Annotated in this window: 29 protein-coding genes; 28 read left to right on the top strand and 1 reads right to left on the bottom strand. The window is 34.2% G+C overall.

Going from position 1 to position 19418, the window contains the following annotated elements; translation table 11 throughout:
* The first annotated feature begins 2 nt into the window (after window positions 1-2).
* The 25 genes from rpmC (at window position 3) to ctlX (ending at window position 15403) form a co-directional block, all read left to right on the top strand.
* Window positions 3-194 (top strand): 50S ribosomal protein L29, encoded by a 192-nt coding sequence (gene rpmC, locus FNW21_RS07700; protein ID WP_144256159.1) that lies wholly within the window; start codon window positions 3-5, stop codon window positions 192-194.
* A 12-nt stretch (window positions 195-206) separates the two neighbouring features.
* A complete protein-coding gene (gene rpsQ, locus FNW21_RS07705; RefSeq protein WP_026706247.1) occupies window positions 207-467 on the top strand; it encodes a 30S ribosomal protein S17 in 261 nt (86 codons plus the stop codon).
* A gap of 2 nt (window positions 468-469) precedes the next feature.
* Window positions 470-838 carry a 50S ribosomal protein L14 gene (gene rplN / locus FNW21_RS07710; protein ID WP_007803649.1) on the top strand — a complete coding sequence of 123 codons (369 nt, stop codon included), beginning with the start codon at window positions 470-472 and terminating at the stop codon, window positions 836-838.
* Between the two features lie 11 nt (window positions 839-849).
* On the top strand, window positions 850-1164 hold the full coding sequence (gene rplX / locus FNW21_RS07715) for a 50S ribosomal protein L24 (protein WP_144256160.1): 315 nt from the start codon (window positions 850-852) through the stop codon (window positions 1162-1164).
* 2 nt (window positions 1165-1166) lie between these two features.
* Window positions 1167-1718, top strand: a complete 552-nt coding sequence (gene rplE / locus FNW21_RS07720; protein ID WP_144256161.1) for a 50S ribosomal protein L5 — start codon at window positions 1167-1169, stop codon at window positions 1716-1718.
* A 3-nt stretch (window positions 1719-1721) separates the two neighbouring features.
* Window positions 1722-1991: a 30S ribosomal protein S14 gene (rpsN, locus tag FNW21_RS07725; protein ID WP_116761851.1), complete on the top strand. Its 270-nt coding sequence runs from the start codon at window positions 1722-1724 to the stop codon at window positions 1989-1991.
* Window positions 1992-2094: 103 nt separating this feature from the next.
* Window positions 2095-2493: a 30S ribosomal protein S8 gene (gene rpsH, locus FNW21_RS07730; RefSeq protein ID WP_144256162.1), complete on the top strand. Its 399-nt coding sequence runs from the start codon at window positions 2095-2097 to the stop codon at window positions 2491-2493.
* Between the two features lie 19 nt (window positions 2494-2512).
* Complete coding sequence (rplF, locus tag FNW21_RS07735) at window positions 2513-3055, top strand: 50S ribosomal protein L6 (protein WP_144256163.1); 543 nt, start codon at window positions 2513-2515, stop codon at window positions 3053-3055.
* A gap of 11 nt (window positions 3056-3066) precedes the next feature.
* The gene (gene rplR / locus FNW21_RS07740) at window positions 3067-3417 is read left to right on the top strand and encodes a 50S ribosomal protein L18 (RefSeq protein ID WP_144256164.1); all 351 of its coding nucleotides are present in this window, start codon (window positions 3067-3069) and stop codon (window positions 3415-3417) included.
* Window positions 3418-3423: 6 nt separating this feature from the next.
* Window positions 3424-3951 (top strand): 30S ribosomal protein S5, encoded by a 528-nt coding sequence (rpsE, locus tag FNW21_RS07745; protein WP_144256165.1) that lies wholly within the window; start codon window positions 3424-3426, stop codon window positions 3949-3951.
* Between the two features lie 12 nt (window positions 3952-3963).
* Complete coding sequence (gene rpmD, locus FNW21_RS07750; protein WP_026706255.1) at window positions 3964-4146, top strand: 50S ribosomal protein L30; 183 nt, start codon at window positions 3964-3966, stop codon at window positions 4144-4146.
* Between the two features lie 11 nt (window positions 4147-4157).
* Window positions 4158-4610: a 50S ribosomal protein L15 gene (rplO, locus tag FNW21_RS07755; RefSeq protein WP_144256166.1), complete on the top strand. Its 453-nt coding sequence runs from the start codon at window positions 4158-4160 to the stop codon at window positions 4608-4610.
* A 13-nt stretch (window positions 4611-4623) separates the two neighbouring features.
* Complete coding sequence (secY, locus tag FNW21_RS07760) at window positions 4624-5970, top strand: preprotein translocase subunit SecY (protein ID WP_144256167.1); 1347 nt, start codon at window positions 4624-4626, stop codon at window positions 5968-5970.
* Between the two features lie 3 nt (window positions 5971-5973).
* The gene (gene infA, locus FNW21_RS07765; protein WP_007136545.1) at window positions 5974-6189 is read left to right on the top strand and encodes a translation initiation factor IF-1; all 216 of its coding nucleotides are present in this window, start codon (window positions 5974-5976) and stop codon (window positions 6187-6189) included.
* An 11-nt stretch (window positions 6190-6200) separates the two neighbouring features.
* A complete protein-coding gene (ykgO, locus tag FNW21_RS07770) occupies window positions 6201-6317 on the top strand; it encodes a type B 50S ribosomal protein L36 (protein ID WP_073370549.1) in 117 nt (38 codons plus the stop codon).
* A gap of 2 nt (window positions 6318-6319) precedes the next feature.
* Complete coding sequence (rpsM, locus tag FNW21_RS07775) at window positions 6320-6694, top strand: 30S ribosomal protein S13 (RefSeq protein WP_073018962.1); 375 nt, start codon at window positions 6320-6322, stop codon at window positions 6692-6694.
* Between the two features lie 9 nt (window positions 6695-6703).
* The gene (gene rpsK / locus FNW21_RS07780; protein WP_024981527.1) at window positions 6704-7087 is read left to right on the top strand and encodes a 30S ribosomal protein S11; all 384 of its coding nucleotides are present in this window, start codon (window positions 6704-6706) and stop codon (window positions 7085-7087) included.
* A gap of 92 nt (window positions 7088-7179) precedes the next feature.
* Window positions 7180-7785: a 30S ribosomal protein S4 gene (gene rpsD, locus FNW21_RS07785; protein WP_144256168.1), complete on the top strand. Its 606-nt coding sequence runs from the start codon at window positions 7180-7182 to the stop codon at window positions 7783-7785.
* A 21-nt stretch (window positions 7786-7806) separates the two neighbouring features.
* Window positions 7807-8799 carry a DNA-directed RNA polymerase subunit alpha gene (locus FNW21_RS07790; RefSeq protein ID WP_144256169.1) on the top strand — a complete coding sequence of 331 codons (993 nt, stop codon included), beginning with the start codon at window positions 7807-7809 and terminating at the stop codon, window positions 8797-8799.
* Window positions 8800-8835: 36 nt separating this feature from the next.
* A complete protein-coding gene (gene rplQ, locus FNW21_RS07795; protein WP_144256170.1) occupies window positions 8836-9324 on the top strand; it encodes a 50S ribosomal protein L17 in 489 nt (162 codons plus the stop codon).
* A gap of 166 nt (window positions 9325-9490) precedes the next feature.
* Complete coding sequence (gene carA, locus FNW21_RS07800; RefSeq protein ID WP_144256171.1) at window positions 9491-10600, top strand: glutamine-hydrolyzing carbamoyl-phosphate synthase small subunit; 1110 nt, start codon at window positions 9491-9493, stop codon at window positions 10598-10600.
* Window positions 10601-10710: 110 nt separating this feature from the next.
* Window positions 10711-12003, top strand: a complete 1293-nt coding sequence (eno, locus tag FNW21_RS07805; RefSeq protein ID WP_144256172.1) for a phosphopyruvate hydratase — start codon at window positions 10711-10713, stop codon at window positions 12001-12003.
* A gap of 153 nt (window positions 12004-12156) precedes the next feature.
* A complete protein-coding gene (locus tag FNW21_RS07810) occupies window positions 12157-13440 on the top strand; it encodes a citrate synthase (RefSeq protein ID WP_144256173.1) in 1284 nt (427 codons plus the stop codon).
* Window positions 13441-13506: 66 nt separating this feature from the next.
* The gene (locus tag FNW21_RS07815) at window positions 13507-14421 is read left to right on the top strand and encodes a dimethylarginine dimethylaminohydrolase family protein (RefSeq protein ID WP_144256174.1); all 915 of its coding nucleotides are present in this window, start codon (window positions 13507-13509) and stop codon (window positions 14419-14421) included.
* A gap of 43 nt (window positions 14422-14464) precedes the next feature.
* Complete coding sequence (ctlX, locus tag FNW21_RS07820) at window positions 14465-15403, top strand: citrulline utilization hydrolase CtlX (RefSeq protein WP_144256175.1); 939 nt, start codon at window positions 14465-14467, stop codon at window positions 15401-15403.
* Between the two features lie 49 nt (window positions 15404-15452).
* Here the strand turns inward: ctlX and FNW21_RS07825 are convergent, their stop codons facing one another.
* Window positions 15453-16082: a MarC family NAAT transporter gene (locus FNW21_RS07825; RefSeq protein ID WP_144256176.1), complete on the bottom strand. Its 630-nt coding sequence runs from the start codon at window positions 16080-16082 to the stop codon at window positions 15453-15455.
* A 152-nt stretch (window positions 16083-16234) separates the two neighbouring features.
* Here FNW21_RS07825 and FNW21_RS07830 point away from each other — a divergent pair, with 152 nt between their 5' ends.
* The 3 genes from FNW21_RS07830 (at window position 16235) to gmd (ending at window position 19369) form a co-directional block, all read left to right on the top strand.
* Window positions 16235-16600 (top strand): CoA-binding protein, encoded by a 366-nt coding sequence (locus FNW21_RS07830; RefSeq protein ID WP_144256228.1) that lies wholly within the window; start codon window positions 16235-16237, stop codon window positions 16598-16600.
* A 687-nt stretch (window positions 16601-17287) separates the two neighbouring features.
* Window positions 17288-18238 carry a GDP-L-fucose synthase family protein gene (locus FNW21_RS07835; protein WP_144256177.1) on the top strand — a complete coding sequence of 317 codons (951 nt, stop codon included), beginning with the start codon at window positions 17288-17290 and terminating at the stop codon, window positions 18236-18238.
* Between the two features lie 33 nt (window positions 18239-18271).
* On the top strand, window positions 18272-19369 hold the full coding sequence (gene gmd, locus FNW21_RS07840; RefSeq protein ID WP_144256178.1) for a GDP-mannose 4,6-dehydratase: 1098 nt from the start codon (window positions 18272-18274) through the stop codon (window positions 19367-19369).
* Window positions 19370-19418 lie beyond the last annotated feature (49 nt).

The raw sequence follows: 19418 nt of genomic DNA on the forward strand, positions 1-19418 counted from the left end.
TTATGAAACAATCAGAAATAAAAGATCTTTCTGCAGCGGAGTTGCAAGAAAAACTTAGTCAAACTAAAAAGGTTTATTCCGATTTAAAAATGGCTCACGCTATTTCGCCTATCGAGAACCCACTTCAAATAAGAAGCGTTCGAAGATCGGTTGCTAGATTAGCTACAGAACTTACTAAAAGAGAATTACAATAATTCTGCTGAAAGATGGAAGAAAAAAGAAATTTAAGAAAAGAAAGAATTGGTGTTGTTACTTCAAACAAAATGGATAAATCTATTGTTGTTGCTCAAGTAACCAAAGTAAAACACCCATTATACGGTAAGTTCGTGTTGAAAACAAAGAAATTTGTGGCACATGACGAAACAAACGACTGTAACATAGGAGATACTGTGAGAATTAGCGAAACGCGTCCTTTGAGTAAATCAAAATGTTGGAGATTAGTTGAAATCCTAGAAAGAGCTAAATAATTATGGTACAACAAGAATCAAGACTAAAAGTAGCAGATAACACAGGAGCTAAAGAAGTTTTAACTATCCGTGTTTTAGGAGGTACCAAAAGAAGGTATGCCTCTGTTGGAGACAAGATTGTAGTATCTATAAAAGACGCAACACCTAACGGAAACGTTAAAAAAGGTGCCGTTTCAACTGCAGTTGTAGTACGTACCAAAAAAGAAGTGAGAAGAGCCGACGGTTCATACATTAGATTTGATGACAACGCTTGTGTGTTATTAAATGCTGCTGGTGAAATGAGAGGTACTCGTGTTTTTGGTCCAGTAGCAAGAGAACTTCGTGAAAAACAATTCATGAAAATTGTATCATTAGCACCAGAAGTGCTTTAATTCGTTTTAAGATGATAAAGCTAAAAATAAAATCAGGAGACATAGTAAGAGTAATTGCTGGAGACCATAAAGGGGAAGAAGGTAAAGTATTACGTGTTTACCGTGAGAAAAACAAAGCTGTTGTTGAAGGTGTAAACATGGTTTCAAAACATACGAAACCGAGTGCCAAAAGCCCTCAAGGTGGTATTGTTAAAAAAGAAGCTTCTATACAAATTTCTAACATTTCTCTTATTGATCCTAAAACAAAGGAAACAACAAGAGTAGGTATTAGAGTTGAAGGAGATAAGAAAGTAAGATTTTCAAAAAAATCTAATCAAGTACTATAGTAATGGCGTATATACCTAGACTAAAAGAAGAATATAAGAGCAGAGTAATTGCTGCTCTTAAAGAGGAATTCGGATACGTAAACGTAATGCAAGTTCCAAAATTGGAAAAAATCGTTTTAAGTAAAGGAGTTGGTGCAGCTGTATCTGATAAAAAACTAATTGACTATGCAGTTGATGAGTTGACAAAGATCACTGGACAGAAAGCAATATCTACTATTTCAAAGAAAGACGTTGCGTCTTTTAAATTGAGAAAAGGGATGCCTATTGGAGCAAAAGTTACTTTACGAGGTGAGAGAATGTATGAGTTTTTAGATAGACTTATTACTTCTGCTTTGCCGCGTGTTAGAGATTTCAGTGGTATCAAAGCTACAGGTTTCGATGGAAGAGGAAATTATAACCTTGGTGTTTTGGAGCAAATCATTTTCCCAGAAATTGATATAGACAAAGTAAACAAAATATCAGGTATGGATATCTCTTTTGTAACTACTGCAAAAACTGATAAAGAAGCAAAATCATTATTGGCTGAACTAGGTTTACCTTTTAAAAAGAATTAAGATATGGCTAAAGAATCAATGAAAGCCCGTGAGGTTAAGAGAGAAAAAACGGTAGTAAAGTATGCTGAGAAAAGAAAAGCTTTGTTAGAAGCTGGAGATTTCGTAGGTTTGCAAAAATTACCGAAAAATGCTTCACCAGTTCGTTTGCACAATCGTTGTAAATTAACAGGTAGACCAAGAGGTTATATGCGTCAATTCGGTATTTCACGTGTTACATTCCGTGAAATGGCCAACAATGGATTGATACCAGGTGTTAAAAAAGCATCTTGGTAGAAAAATATTCAGACGTGAGTAATCACGTCTGTTTTTCACATTTATAAACTGGTTTCAGGTTCAATTACATTTAATTGAAAACCGTTACCGCAAATCAATACATATGTATACAGATCCAATTGCAGATTATTTGACGAGAGTTAGAAACGCTGTGGCTGCAAACCACAAAGTTGTCGAAATTCCAGCATCTAATCTAAAAAAAGAAATAACAAAGATCTTATTTGATCAAGGTTATATCTTAAGTTACAAATTTGAAGACAACTCTGTTCAGGGTTCAATCAAAATTGCTTTGAAGTATGATAAAGATACTAAAGAGTCTGTAATAAAAGATATCCAAAGAATTAGTAAACCAGGTTTACGTAAATATTCTAGCTCTACAACAATTCCAAGAATCCTTAATGGATTAGGAATTGCTATTGTTTCTACTTCTAAAGGTTTAATGACTGGTAAGAAAGCAAGACAATTAAACGTTGGTGGCGAAGTAATTTGTTACGTATACTAATTTTAAAGACTAAAATAAGATGTCAAGAATAGGTAAAAGCCCAGTAACAATACCTGCTGGAGTAACTGTTTCAGTTGCTGATGGTATTATTACAGTAAAAGGAAAAAATGGTCAACTTACACAGGAGTTTTCGGACGTAACTGTTACAGTTGAAGGAGATCAGGTTCAAGTAGAAAGATCTTCTGATCACAAAGACCAACGCGCAAAACACGGTTTATACCGTTCATTAATCAATAATATGATTATTGGTGTTAACGAAGGTTTTACAAAATCATTAGAATTGGTTGGAGTAGGTTACAGAGCTTCAAACCAAGGACAAAAATTAGATTTAGCTTTAGGTTTTTCTCATAATATTGTTTTAGAAATTGCTCCAGAAGTAACTTTAGAAACAATTTCTGAAAAAGGAAAAAACCCAATTGTTAAGTTAACTTCATTTGATAAACAACTGTTAGGTCAAGTTGCTGCCAAAATTAGAGGTTTCCGTAAACCAGAACCGTACAAAGGTAAAGGGGTTAAATTTGTAGGTGAAGTATTAAGAAGAAAAGCAGGTAAATCAGCTTAAAAAATAAGATTATGTCATTAACAAAACCTGAAAGAAGACAACGAATTAGATTCAGAATTAGAAAATCGATTAGTGGTACTGCTACAAATCCAAGACTATCTGTTTTTAGAAGTAACAAAGAAATTTACGCTCAACTTATTGATGATGTAAACGGTGTTACTTTATTGGCTGCTTCTTCGAGAGAAAAAGAAATAGAAAAAGGTACGAATATTGAAGTAGCAACTGCCGTAGGGAAACTAGTAGCAGAGAAAGCTTTGAAAGCTGGTATAGATGTAGTAACATTCGATAGAGGAGGTTATTTATATCACGGTCGTATTAAATCATTAGCAGAAGGCGCGAGAGCGGCTGGACTTAAATTCTAATATAGTATGTCTAATAGTAAATACAAGAATGTAGAGCTAGTAAAACCAAGTGGTCTTGAACTTAAAGATCGTTTGGTAAGTGTTAATCGTGTTACTAAAGTTACAAAGGGTGGTAGAGCTTTTGGTTTTTCTGCTATTGTAGTTGTAGGTGATGAAAATGGAGTTGTTGGACATGGATTGGGAAAATCTAAAGATGTTTCTGAAGCAATTGCGAAAGCAGTAGAAGATGCAAAGAAAAATTTAGTAAAAATTCCTTTGAATGGACAATCGGTTCCTCACGAACAAAAAGGTAAATTTGGTGGTGCACGTGTATTCTTAATTCCTGCCTCTCATGGTACAGGAGTTATTGCTGGTGGGGCTGTTCGTTCAGTTCTTGAATCAGTAGGTATTCATGATGTATTATCTAAATCACAAGGATCTTCAAATCCTCATAACGTAGTTAAAGCAACTTTTGATGCTTTATTGCAAATGAGAAGTGCTCATACTGTTGCAAAACAAAGAGGCGTTTCATTAGAGAAAGTTTTTAAAGGTTAATTCAAGGAAATTATGGCTAAATTATTAGTAAAACAAGTACGTAGTAAAATTAACTGCCCTCTTACTCAAAAAAGAGGTTTGGAAGCTTTAGGTCTACGTAAAATGGGACAAGTTGTAGAGCATGATTCAAATCCTGCAATCCTTGGTATGATAAATAAAGTTAAACACTTAGTTTCTGTAGAGGAAGCTAAATAACAAATACTGTTATGAATTTAAGTAACTTACAACCTGCTGAAGGTGCTACACACAATCAAAATAAAAGATTAGGTAGAGGTGAAGGTTCTGGAAAAGGTGGTACTTCTGCAAGAGGTCACAAAGGAGCAAAATCTCGTTCTGGTTATTCTAAAAAGATTGGTTTTGAAGGAGGTCAAATGCCTCTTCAAAGACGTGTGCCTAAGTTTGGTTTTACAAACATCAATCGTAAAGATTACGAAGGTGTAAATCTAGATACACTTCAATTATTAGTTGATAATGGTATTGTAACTGAATCTGTTGATATGACAGTTTATGTAGCAAATCGTTTGGCTACCAAAAATGAAATCGTAAAGATTTTAGGTAGAGGAGAATTAACGGCTAAATTGAAGGTAACTGCTCACAAATTTACTGCAACCGCTAAAGCTGCTATTGAGGCTGCTGGTGGAGAAGCTGTAATAATATAATTTTTCAATTAACATGAAGAAATTTTTTGAATCATTAAGTAATGTATGGAAAATCGAGGAGCTAAAAAATAGAATCCTTATTACATTAGGACTGCTTTTAGTGTATCGTTTTGGAGCACATGTTACGCTTCCTGGTATAGATGCAACACAATTGACTGGTCTTGCTGGTCAAACTAAAAATGGTATCGGATCTATTCTTGATATGTTTACTGGAGGTGCATTTTCTAAAGCTTCTGTTTTTGCTTTAGGTATTATGCCTTACATTTCAGCATCTATTGTGGTTCAGTTGATGGGAATAGCAATTCCTTATCTTCAAAAGCTTCAGAGTGATGGAGAAAGTGGTAGAAAAAAGATAAATCAGATTACGCGTTGGTTAACTATTGTAATTACTTTAGTTCAAGGGCCAACGTATATTTATAACCTTTACAGAACATTGCCTAGCGGTGCTTTTCTTTTAGGTTTTAATTCTCCTGCATTCTTATTTTCTTCAGTTATCATCCTTGTTACAGGTACAATATTTGCCATGTGGTTAGGAGAAAAAATTACTGATAAAGGTATTGGAAATGGAATATCACTTTTAATCATGGTTGGAATTTTAGCTAGATTGCCACAAGCTTTTATTCAAGAATTTACGACTAGAGTTACAAACAACAATGGAGGTCCAATGTTATTGGTTGTTGAAATTATTGTTTGGTTATTGGTTATTATTTCTTGTGTATTATTAGTTATGGCTGTTCGAAAAATCCCAGTACAGTACGCTCGTCGTACAACATCAGGCGATTTTGAACAAGATATGATGGGTGGAAATAGACAATGGATTCCTTTGAAACTTAATGCTTCAGGAGTTATGCCAATTATATTTGCACAAGCTATTATGTTTATTCCAGCTGCTGTAGCAGGTTTGTCTAAATCAGATACTTCACAATCTATCGTTGGTGCTTTTAGTAATATGTTTGGGTTTTGGTATAATTTTGTATTTGCAACTCTAATAGTTGTATTTACTTTCTTTTACACTGCCATTACTGTTCCTACTAACAAGATGTCTGATGATTTAAAGAGAAGCGGTGGTTTTATTCCAGGGGTTAGACCTGGTGCAGAAACTTCTGATTATCTTGATAAAGTGATGTCCTTGATAACCTTTCCAGGATCTTTATTTCTTGCTTTGATAGCTGTGTTCCCAGCAATTGTTGTAAGTATTATGGATGTACAACAATCTTGGGCAATGTTTTTCGGAGGTACTTCATTGATAATTATGGTAGGTGTTGCCATTGATACAATTCAACAAATTAATTCATACCTGTTAAATAAGCACTATGATGGTTTGATGAAAAGTGGTAAAAATAGAAAAGCAGTAGCTTAACTTATGGCAAAACAATCAGCAATAGAACAAGACGGATCCATCATTGAAGCATTATCGAATGCGATGTTCCGAGTAGAATTAGAAAACGGGCATATTGTAATTGCTCATATTTCTGGAAAAATGCGAATGCATTATATCAAATTATTACCTGGTGATAAAGTGAAACTAGAAATGAGCCCTTATGATTTGTCTAAAGCAAGAATTACTTATAGGTATTAAAGATATTCAAAATGAAAGTAAGAGCATCAGTTAAAAAAAGAAGTGCCGAGTGCAAAATTGTACGAAGAAAAGGCAGATTATACGTAATCAACAAAAAGAATCCTAGATTTAAACAAAGACAAGGATAATTATGGCAAGAATAGCAGGGGTAGATATCCCAAAAAACAAGAGAGGTGTTATAGCACTTACCTACATCTTCGGATTAGGAAAAAGTAGAGCTATTGAGATTTTAGAAAAAGCTCAAGTTAGCCAAGATAAAAAAGTTCAAGATTGGAATGATGACGAAATCGGAGCAATTCGTGAGGCGGTATCAACTTTTAAAATTGAAGGAGAATTACGTTCAGAAGTTTCTTTAAACATCAAACGTTTAATGGATATTGGTTGTTACAGAGGAATTCGTCATAGATCTGGTCTTCCTTTAAGAGGACAAAGAACTAAAAACAACTCTAGAACAAGAAAAGGTAAAAGAAAAACTGTTGCTAACAAGAAAAAAGCAACTAAATAATAAGTAGATATGGCTAAAGCAACTGCAAAAAAACGTAAAGTTATCGTTGAATCAACGGGAGAAGCTCACATTTCTGCTACCTTCAATAATATCATCATTTCTTTGACAAACAAAAAAGGTGAAGTTATTTCTTGGTCTTCAGCTGGAAAAATGGGTTTTAGAGGTTCCAAAAAGAATACTCCATACGCAGCCCAAATGGCAGCAGAAGATTGTAGCAAAGTAGCTCTTGAGGCTGGACTTAAAAAAGTAAAAGTGTATGTTAAAGGACCAGGAAACGGACGTGAGTCTGCTATTCGTTCTTTACATAACGGTGGAATTGAAGTTACAGAGATTATCGATGTTACTCCAATGCCTCACAACGGATGTCGTCCTCCAAAAAGACGTAGAGTTTAATACTCAAAAAATATTATAGTATAACCTAGATTGAATATCGATTATTGAAGGATAAGACCTGAATTCATAATCTCAATCTTAAACAATTTAAAATGGCAAGATATACTGGTCCTAGTACAAGAATCGCTCGTAAATTTGGCGAGGCAATTTTCGGTGATGATAAAGCATTCGAAAAAAGAAATTATCCTCCTGGTCAACACGGGATGGCTAAAAAAAGAGGTAAAAAATCTGAATTTGCTGTTCAGTTAATGGAAAAGCAAAAAGCTAAATATTCTTACGGAATTTTAGAAAAACAATTTAGAGGTTTATTCAAAAAAGCATCAGCTACCAAAGGTGTTACTGGTGAAGTTTTGTTACAATTGTGTGAAGCAAGATTAGACAATGTTGTTTTTAGAATGGGGATTGCTCCATCTAGAAGAGGTGCTCGTCAAATCGTTTCTCACCGTCACATTACTGTAAACGGAGAAAATGTTAATATTCCTTCTTACCACTTGAAACCAGGTGATGTAGTAGGTGTTCGTGAAAAATCTAAATCTTTAGAATCTATCGAACGTTCTTTATCTAATTCAAGTCATGTTTATGAATGGATTACTTGGAATAATGAAACTAAATCAGGTACTTTTGTTACTGTTCCTGCTAGACTTCAAATTCCAGAAAACATCAAAGAACAATTAATCGTAGAGTTGTACAACAAATAATAATTGACTTAGTCGAAATTTATGGCAATATTTAATTTTCAGAAGCCCGATAAAGTTATCATGATCGATTCAACCGATTTTGAAGGTAAATTTGAATTTAGACCTTTAGAACCAGGTTACGGATTGACCGTTGGTAATGCACTTAGAAGAGTTTTGCTTTCAGCATTAGAAGGTTATGCAATTACATCTGTTCGCATAGAAGGTGTAGATCATGAGTTTTCTACTATTTCAGGAGTTGTTGAGGACGTTACCGAAATTATCCTTAATCTTAAACAAGTACGTTTTAAACGTCAAATTGAAGATATCGATAATGAAGCAGTTACTATTTCTGTTTCGGGTAAAGATCAATTAACAGCCGGTGATTTTCAAAAATTTATTTCAGGTTTCCAAGTTTTGAATCCAGAACTAGTTATCTGTAATTTAGACAGTAAAATCAAGTTGAGTTTCGATTTAACCATCGAAAAAGGTAGAGGTTACGTTCCTGCTGAAGAGAACAAAAAACAAAATGCTGCGATTGGAACCATTTTTACGGATTCTATTTTTACTCCTGTAAAAAATGTAAAATATTCAATTGAAAACTTTCGTGTAGAGCAAAAGACAGATTACGAAAAATTAGTTTTTGAAATAAAAACTGATGGTTCAATCAATCCAAAAGATGCTCTTACTGAAGCTGCTAAAGTTTTAATTCACCATTTCATGTTGTTCTCTGACGAAAGAATTACACTCGAGGCTGACGAAATTGCGCAAACAGAATCGTATGACGAAGAGTCATTACACATGAGACAATTGCTTAAAACCAAGCTTGTTGATATGGATCTTTCTGTAAGAGCATTAAATTGTTTGAAAGCGGCTGAAGTTGATACACTTGGTGATTTAGTATCGTTCAATAAAAATGACCTAATGAAATTCCGTAATTTTGGTAAAAAATCTTTAACAGAACTAGACGAACTAGTAGCTATTAAAAATTTAAACTTCGGAATGGATTTGGCAAAATACAAACTAGATAAAGAATAATTCAGTCCGCTACGGCGGATTAAATTTAAAATAGCAATGAGACACGGAAAAAAATTCAATCACTTAAGCAGACAGACTGCACATAGAAAATCTATGTTAGCTAATATGGCTTGTTCTCTAATTGAGCACAAACGTATTAACACTACTGTCGCTAAAGCAAAAGCGCTTAAACAATTCGTTGAACCGCTTATCACAAAATCAAAAGAAGATACAACTCACAATCGTCGTATCGTTTTTGCTAACTTACGTAGTAAATATGCTGTAACTGACTTGTTCAGAGATGTAGCTGCTAAAGTAGGTGACCGTCCAGGTGGATACACTCGTATCATTAAAGTTGGAAATCGTTTGGGAGATAATGCTGATATGGCAATGATCGAACTTGTAGATTTCAATGAACTTTACAATGGTGGTAAAAAAGAAGTTAAAAAAGCAAAAAGCCGTCGTGGTGGAAAAGCAAAAAAAGCAGATGAAGCTACTGAAGCTCCAGCCGCCGAAGCTGAACCTACAACTGATGCTGCAGAGTAGTTATGAGAATAACTATTTTATAAAATGTAAGGATAGACTATTTTTAGTTTATCCTTTTTTTTTGTTTTTTTTGGAAACAATTTTACTGTTTATGTTGAATAATTTACACGAAATTTTTGTTTTCGCTACTTTTAAAAATTAAATTTGCATAATATCTTATATACAAATGAAATATACAACTAGAAAAAGCGCCATACTTTTATTAAGCGATGGTACTATTTTCCATGGTAAATCTATTGGAATTGCTGGAACTACTTTTGGTGAAGTTTGTTTTAATACAGGAATGACTGGTTATCAGGAAATTTTTACAGATCCCTCTTATTTTGGGCAATTAATGGTGGCTACCAATGCGCATATTGGTAATTATGGTGTTAATGAAAAAGAAGTAGAATCTCAAAGTATTAAAATCGCTGGATTGGTATGTAAAAACTTCAGTTTTAATTACTCAAGAGCAGATTCTTCAGAAAGTTTAGAATCCTATTTTATCAAACAAAATCTCATCTGTATTTCGGATGTTGATACAAGAGCATTAGTGAGTTATATTCGTGACAATGGCGCAATGAATGCGGTTATTTGTACTGATGGTACACCCCTAGAAGAGCTGAAAAGTGCATTGGATAAAACTCCTGATATGGTTGGATTGGAGTTGGCTTCTCAAGTTTCAACTACTTCCCCTTATTTTTACGGTGACGAAAATGCGACCTATAAAATTTCAGCTTTAGATTTAGGAATTAAAACCAACATACTTCGAAATCTAGCCAAAAGAGATTGTTATATCAAAGTATTCCCTTTTGATGCTTCTTATGCTGATCTTGCTAGCTTTAGTCCTGATGGTTATTTCTTGTCTAATGGGCCTGGTGACCCAGATCCACTTTTTGGTGCTATTCAGGTTGCAAAAGAAATTTTGGAGCACAACCATCCTTTATTTGGTATCTGTCTGGGTCATCAAGTAATTGCATTAGCAAATGGCGTTTCGACTTATAAGATGTTCAACGGTCACCGTGGAATCAATCATCCAGTTACCAATTTGATAACGGGTAAAGGGGAAATTACTTCTCAAAATCATGGTTTTGCTGTAAACAAAGAACAGTTAGAGAATCATCCCGATTTAGAAATTACTCATTTGCATCTTAATGATGGTACCGTTGCGGGGATGCGATTGAAAAGCAAAAATTGTTTTTCGGTGCAATACCATCCTGAAGCCAGTCCAGGACCACATGATTCTGCTTATTTATTCGATCAATTTGTCGAAAATATTAAAGCTGCCAAGAACTAAAACGTTATCGTTAATAAAAAAATAATTTAAACGATTTAGAATTAAAGACTACTAGATTTTTTCTTTAATTTTGATTAAAATACAAATTAATAACATAAAAAATAAGAATAATGAGTATTATTATAAAAATCCACGCAAGACAAATTTTTGATTCAAGAGGAAATCCAACTATCGAAGTGGATGTAATTACTGAAAACGGTGTTTTAGGTAGAGCTGCGGTACCATCAGGAGCTTCAACCGGTGAACATGAAGCTGTTGAATTACGTGACGGAGGTAAAGCTTTTCTAGGAAAAGGAGTCTTGAACGCTGTGAAAAATGTTAATACTCTTATTGCTGAAGAGTTAATTGGTACTTCTGTTTTTGAACAAAACGTAATTGATCAAATGATGATTGATTTAGACGGAACGCCAAACAAATCAAATTTAGGAGCTAATGCTATTCTAGGAGTTTCTCTTGCTGTTGCCAAAGCGGCTGCTAATGAGTTAGGATTGCCTTTGTATAGATATGTTGGTGGAGTTTCTGCTAATACGCTTCCAGTGCCAATGATGAATATCATCAACGGTGGTTCCCATTCTGATGCGCCTATTGCTTTTCAAGAATTTATGATTTTCCCTGTAAAAGCGACTTCTTTTTCACATGCTATGCAAATGGGAACTGAAATTTTTCATAGTTTGAAAAAAGTTCTTCATGATAGAGGACTTTCTACAGCTGTAGGTGATGAAGGTGGTTTTGCTCCAAATTTAGCTGGTGGTACCGAAGATGCTTTGGATACTATTAAAAAAGCGGTTGAGAATGCTGGGTATACTTTTGGCGATGAAATTATGATTGCGCTTGATTGTGCTGCTTCAGAATTTTATGTTGATGGTAAATATGACTATTCTAAATTTGAAGGCGAGACTGGAAAAATTAGAACATCAGCAGAACAAGTTGATTATTTAGCGGAACTTGCTGCTAATTATCCTATTATTTCTATTGAAGACGGTATGTATGAAAACGACTGGGATGGATGGAAATTACTAACTGAAAAAATTGGTGATAAAGTACAATTGGTAGGTGATGATTTATTTGTTACCAATGTAGAACGTTTGTCAACTGGTATCGAAAAAGGAATTGCTAACTCTATTTTAGTAAAAGTAAATCAAATTGGTACTTTGACGGAAACAATTGCTGCTGTGAATATGGCCAAAAATGCAGGGTACACATCTGTAATGTCACACCGTTCTGGAGAGACTGAAGATAATACAATTGCTGATTTAGCTGTAGCTTTAAATTGTGGTCAAATCAAAACGGGTTCTGCCTCGCGTTCTGACCGTATGGCGAAATACAATCAATTGTTAAGAATTGAAGAAGAACTTGGAAATACTGCTTATTTTCCTGGTAAAAACGCTTTCAATATCAAATAACTATTAATTATTTTATAAAAAAGCCATTCGTCCCAAACGAGTGGCTTTTTTTATGAATTTTTAACAATTTCAATGCAGTATTGCCTTTTTAATTAGTGTTAAATTGATTAGATTTGAGAAATATTTATTCAAAAGTTTTATTCCTATTATAGTATGTCAAAAATAGCAACATTAGAAATTGACGGTAATAAATTTGAGCTTCCTATCACTGTAGGAAGCGAAAATGAAGCAGCCGTTGATATTAGTAAATTAAGAGATTTATCAGGTGTCATTACATTAGATCCTGGTTATAAAAATTCAGGTTCTTGTAAAAGTGAAATTACTTTTTTAGATGGGGAACTAGGGATTTTAAGATACCGAGGATATTCAATAGAAGAATTAGCAGATAAAGGACATTTTCTTGAGGTATCTTATTTGTTAATTTTTGGTGAACTTCCAAGCACTAAAGAGTTAGAACAGTTTGAAACCGATATCAGGAAATATACCTTGGTTAATGAAGAAATGAAAAACATCATTGATGGATTTCCTAAAACGGCTCACCCAATGGGTGTACTTTCGGCATTAACAAGTGCGTTAACAGCATTTAACCCTAAATCAGTAAATGTTGATAACGAAAAAGAAATGTACGAAGCGGTATGTAAAACTATGGGTAAATTCCTAGTTATTGCAACGTGGACGTATAGAAAAAGCATGGGATTCCCTTTGAATTATTATGATAATACCAAGGGATATGTAGAAAACTTTATGCGTTTAATGTTTGCATTGCCTACAGGGCCTTATACTCCAGATCCAGTTATAATAAGTGCCATTGACAAGTTGTTTATTTTGCATGCGGATCACGAGCAAAATTGTTCTACTTCAACGGTACGTATGGTAGGCTCTTCTCATGCGGGTTTATTTGCTTCTATCTCTGCGGGAGTATCCGCACTTTGGGGACCTTTGCATGGAGGTGCTAATCAAGCAGTGCTCGAAATGCTAGAGGAAATTCATACTTCTGGAGCTGATACCGAAACGTATTTGGCTAAAGCCAAAGATAAAAATGACCCTTTTAGATTAATGGGTTTTGGACACAGAGTATACAAGAATTTTGACCCAAGAGCCAAAATTATCAAAAAAGCAGCCGACGAAGTTTTGGCAACATTAGGAGTGGAAGATCCAATTCTAGAAATTGCCAAAAAACTTGAAAAAGCAGCCTTGGAAGATGAGTATTTTAAAGCTAGAAATCTATATCCTAATGTCGATTTTTATTCAGGTATAATTTATAGAGCTTTAGGTATTCCTACAGACATGTTTACGGTAATGTTTGCTATAGGACGTTTACCAGGTTGGATTGCACAATGGAAAGAAATGCGTGAAAATAAAGAGCCAATAGGTCGTCCGAGACAAATATATACAGGACATCCTTTGAGAGATTTCAAGTCCTCGGACAAAAGATAAATTCAATTTCAAAAAGCTTCACATATCGTGAAGCTTTTTTTTATCTTTGGCAAAATTAAAGACAAAATGCTACAATTAAATATAAAGAATGAAACGTCAAGATTGCGTGCTGTCGTTCTTGGGTCAGCCGTAAATAATGGACCTACGCCTAATGAAAATGAGGCTTATGATCCTAAATCTCTGGAGCATATTCTAGCGGGTACCTATCCAAAAGAAGCGGATATGATTCCTGAAATGGCTGCTTTTAATGCCGTTTTTGAAAAATATGATGTGACTGTTTTTCGTCCAGAAATGATTGAAAATTACAATCAAATATTTGCTAGAGACATAGGTTTTGTTATTGATGACGTGTTTGTTAAATCTAATATTTTGCCAGACCGAGAACGCGAACTGGAAGCTATTGAGTTTGTTTTGAATCAAATAGACCCTCTCAAAGTGGTTCGTCCTCCAGAGGAAGTGCACATTGAAGGTGGTGATGTGATGCTTTGGAACGACTACATATTTATAGGCACTTATAAAGGAAGCGATTACAAAGAGTATATTACGGCCAGAACCAATTGGCAGGGCGTGCAATACATCAAAAAGTTGTTTCCTAATAAAATCATCAAAGAATTTGATTTGGTTAAATCAAAAATTGAGGCACGAGATAATGCGCTACATTTAGATTGTTGCTTTCAACCTGTTGGAACAAATAAAGGGATTATTTATAAAAGTGGTTTTCGAGAAGAAGCTGATTATATGTTTCTAGTACAATTATTTGGAAAAGAAAACCTGTTTCATATCACCAGAGACGAAATGTATCATATGAATTCAAATGTGTTCTCTATAGCACCAAATGTAGTGGTTTCCGAAAGAAATTTTACACGATTGAATAATTGGTTGCGACAAAATGATTTTGTTGTTGAAGAAATCCCTTATGGCGAAATTGCAAAACAAGAAGGATTATTGCGCTGTTCTACCTTGCCTTTGATTAGAGATTAATGCCGTTTTTGAATTACAATTTTTTACTTTTAATAAAAATAAAATGAAACAAACTACCAATTCTATTCTAATGATTCGCCCAGTAGCCTTTAGAATGAACGAACAAACCGCAGTTAATAATTATTATCAAAAAGTTTTAGACGGATTATCTCCTGAAACGGTCAATGCCAAAGCGCAAGATGAATTTGATGTTTTTGTCACTAAATTAAAAATGGTTGGTGTTGATGTAACAGTTGTTGACGATACTTTAAATCCAGACACGCCAGACAGTATTTTTCCAAACAATTGGATTTCTTTTCACGAAAGTGGCGATGTAGTTTTGTATCCTATGTTTGCTGAAAATCGTCGTTTGGAACGAAGAGAAGATATTTTAGAAATTCTAGAAGACAAAGGATTTGTGATCAATGATTTTATCACGGATTATACCATTGCCGAAGACGATGGTTTTTTTCTGGAAGGAACAGGAAGTTTACTTCTTGACAGGGCTAATGGCAAAGCGTATTGTGCACTATCGCCAAGAGCCGACGAAGAATTATTTATTGAATTTTGCGAGGATTTTGATTATGCACCAGTACTTTTTGAAGCATTTCAAACGGTTAATGGAGAACGTAAATTAATTTATCATACCAATGTGATGATGTGTTTGGGTGAAACATTTGCAATTATTTGTGCGGATTGTATTGATGACAAGAAAGAGCGCAAAATGGTTTTGGATAATCTAAAAAGTGACGGTAAAGAAATCATCCTCATTACCGAGGATCAAGTAAACAATTTTGCCGGAAATATGCTTGAAGTAATAGGTAGCGACGAAAGACGATTTCTAGTCATGAGTGCTGCAGCTCACAAGAGCTTGACCAAAAAACAAGTAGGGCAACTAGAAGAGCATGTGACCATTTTGAGTTCCAGTTTAGATACCATAGAAGCTTGCGGAGGTGGAAGTGCCCGGTGTATGATGGCCGAAATTTTTCTACCAAAAGAATAAATAAAACATAAAAAGCCTTTTTTGTACCAAACCAGAAAAGGCTTTTTTATTAGCTCAAGTTAGCTTTTATAATATTGATAATTGCGCTTACAATATATTGAATTCCTATTGCAATTACTATAAAGCCTACAATTCTAGAAATGGCTACAATTCCAGCAGCACCTAAAAGTTGTGCTAGATAATGGGCACTACGCAAAATAATGAATATGGTGATGCCAATACTTAAAATGGCAAGTGTTGCAATGATAATTTCGGTTGTGGTTTGATGTTCTTGGTAAAAAGCAATTAATAAGGAGATAGATCCAGGTCCAGCAAGCATTGGCATTGCCAAAGGAGTTAAGGCGATATCGTTTCGTTTTTGAGCATCGGTTTCTACTTTTTTATTAACACCTCTTTTTTTGTTGAATTTCCCTGAAAGCAACGAAAAACCAGAGCTTACAATGATTAATCCACCAGCAATTCGTAAGGAATCAATGCCAATTCCAAAAAAAGTTAACGCATATTGCCCGATAAAAAAGGAAACAATAAGAATGATGAATACGTTTATGGCTGTCCATAAAGAAATTCTAGAACGCTCTTTTTTGGATTCATCATGGGTAAGTCCCACAAAAATAGGTACAGTTCCAATAGGATTTATGACTGAAAAAAGAGCCGCAAAAAGGTAAATAAAAAGATCCATATTTTTTTTTGGCGTAAAATTACATTTTTTATAGCCATCCGTTTAATTCGATAGGATTTTTAATTTAGAGTAGATGGAGGATCTATTTTTAAAAATGCGAATCACTCCAAGCATTTTGCTTACTTTTGCATTTGATATATTGATACAAAATGATGAAAAATAAAAAAACGGTAGTTTTAGGAGCTTCTTCTAAACCAGATAAATATGCTTTCAAGGCTATTACAATGCTTGTTGAAAAAGGGCATTCAGTACTTGCTATTGGACAAAATTTAGGAGAAGTAGCTGGGATAAAAATACGAACCAAAGCAATTCCGTTGAAAAACATTGATACAATTACGCTTTATTTGAACCCAGCTCGTCAGCGGGATTATTATAACTATATTGTTGAAACCAAACCAAAACGTGTCGTTTTTAATCCAGGAACCGAAAATCCAGAGTTTTATCAGTTGTTGGAGTTAAATAATATTAAAGTAGAAATTGCTTGTACGTTGGTCTTACTGGCGACAAATCAATATTAGTTTGATGTGAATTCAAATTTATTTTCCCAGAAATCAATGCAAAGCACCTGATTTCTGGGATTTTTTTTGGAAACAATACCAATCTATTTTATGAGAGGTATAGCTATAATGTAGCCTTGAGATAGCAGCATATACTATTGGATTAATGCACTATAAAGGAATTGGTGTTCGCCCAACTTATTTTAATAACAGGTTAATGCTATTTGTTTTTAAGTTATCGGTAAAAATAAAGTTTAATATATTTTGAAAATGTATTTTTCCAGAATAGTTTTTTTTGTTAGAAAGAATAAATGAAACTAAAGTAAAGTTTTATTAAAATCTAAAAATGTCCTTTTGTAAATTGAAGATTTATGAGTATTTTCTAATTTAATTATTGATTTGGTGGTAATCATTAGGTAAGATTATTTTGTGTACATTAAGTTATAATTATGTTTAAGATTTTAACTTTGTAAAAAGCATTGATTTTAAATGGATTACGTTCAAAAAGTATTAAAGTCAGTATGAACGTATATAGAACTTTTTTATTGTTAAAAAAAAATTAAAATTTTCTAACTATATTTGCCAATACCAATATAAGCATATTCTATTTCCCCTTTGGGAGTAGGAGTAGCGAAGCTATGAAACGATATAGCGATATTTTATAATTTTACTGAATCTAATTTTTGTAATAGTTCCAAAAAAGTACCTATGAACACCAATACTAAAATTTATATTGCAGGTCACAAAGGAATGGTAGGAAGTGCCATTTGGAGAACACTCGTTTCTAAAGGATATACTAATTTAATTGGCTCTTCAAGTGCCGATTTGGATTTGAGAAACCAACAATTAGTTGCTGCTTTTATAGCCAAAGAAAAACCAGACGTAATAATCGATGCCGCTGCTAGGGTGGGAGGGATTTTGGCTAATAACAATTTCCCTTATCAATTTATAATGGAGAACATGCAAATCCAAAATAATTTGATTGATTCGGCTTTGCAATCAGGTGTTGAAAAATTTATTTTTTTGGGTAGTTCTTGTATTTATCCCAAGTTAGCACCACAGCCTTTAAAGGAAGATTATTTGCTGACTGATACTTTGGAGCCAACCAACGAATGGTACGCCATTGCTAAAATCACAGGCGTAAAAACCTGTCAAGCCATTAGGCAACAATTTGGAAAAGATTATGTGAGTTTAATGCCAACCAATTTATACGGCACACACGATAATTTTGATTTGAATACCTCGCATGTTTTGCCTGCAATGATGCGAAAATTTTACGAAGCCAAAATGAACAATCATGCCGATGTAACCCTTTGGGGAAGCGGAACACCTATGCGTGAGTTTCTTTTTGTAGATGATATGGCACAATCAGTAGTTTTTGCTTTAGAAAATAAATTGCCAGAGTACCTCTATAATGTTGGAACTGGCGAAGATTTAACCATAAAAGAATTGGCTGAAACCATTCAGAAAATTATAGGGCACGAAGGCAAAATTATTTGGGACGCAAGCAAACCTGACGGAACACCCCGTAAATTAATGGATATTTCCAAGATGCATGCACTAGGATGGAAACATCAAGTGGCACTTGAAGAAGGAATCCAAAAAACCTATAATTGGTTTTTAGAAAATATAGAAAACGTAAAAAAAGTCAAACTATAATTGAGTTAATAAACTCAATAAGAAAAAAGTACTATGGCAGCAACACAAAAAGTAGCCCTTGTAACAGGAGTTACAGGACAAGACGGGTCTTATTTAGCAGAATTATTATTAGAAAAAGGGTATCAAGTTCATGGGGTAAAAAGACGGGCGTCATCTTTTAACACCCAACGTATAGATCATATCTACCAAGATAAACACGAGAATCATGTTGATTTCAAATTGCATTATGGTGACTTGACTGATTCTACTAATATTATAAGAATCATTCAGGAAGTGCAACCTGATGAAATATACAACCTAGGCGCTATGTCTCACGTGAAAGTCTCTTTTGATTCTCCTGAATATGTGGCTAATGTAGATGGAATAGGTACTTTACGAATATTAGAAGCCGTTAGAATACTTGGTCTTGAAAAAAAGACGAGAATCTATCAAGCATCAACTTCTGAATTGTATGGTGGTTTAGCAGAAAATAAAAATGCTGCAGGTTTCTATGATGAAAACTCGGCATTCTATCCTCGTTCTCCTTATGGTGTAGCCAAGATATATGGCTTTTGGATTACCAAAAATTACCGTGAAGCTTACGATATGTATGCGTGTAATGGCATCTTATTCAACCATGAATCGCCTAGAAGAGGAGAGACTTTTGTTACTCGAAAAATTACAATGGCAACTGCAGCCATTGCTTTGGGGAAACAAGATTGTTTGTATTTAGGGAATTTGAATTCACAAAGAGACTGGGGACATGCCAAAGATTATGTCGAAGCTATGTGGAGAATCTTACAACAAGATGTGGCCGAAGACTATGTAATTGCAACAGGCGTAACGACTTACATTCGTGATTTTGTGCGTTTTTCTTTTGCTGAAATAGGAATAGAATTGGCCTTTGAAGGCGAAAATGAAAAGGAAATAGCCAAAGTTGTAGCCTGTAATAATCCGGACTACCAATTAGCAATAGGAACTGTAGTGGTACGAGTAGATCCTCAATATTATAGACCAACAGAGGTTGATTTATTACTTGGTGATCCAACAAAATCCAAAACGCAACTAGGCTGGGAACCACAATATGACCTAGCTGGATTGGTAAAAGAAATGGTGGCTAGTGATTTGGAAATTTTGAAAAGACAACGATAGATTGGTCTTTTTTTAATTGTTTGGATAATAAAACTTAAATATTTAAAAA

Source organism: Flavobacterium restrictum (genome assembly GCF_007097245.1).
In the GTDB taxonomy this organism is placed as follows: Bacteria; Bacteroidota; Bacteroidia; order Flavobacteriales; family Flavobacteriaceae; genus Flavobacterium; species Flavobacterium restrictum.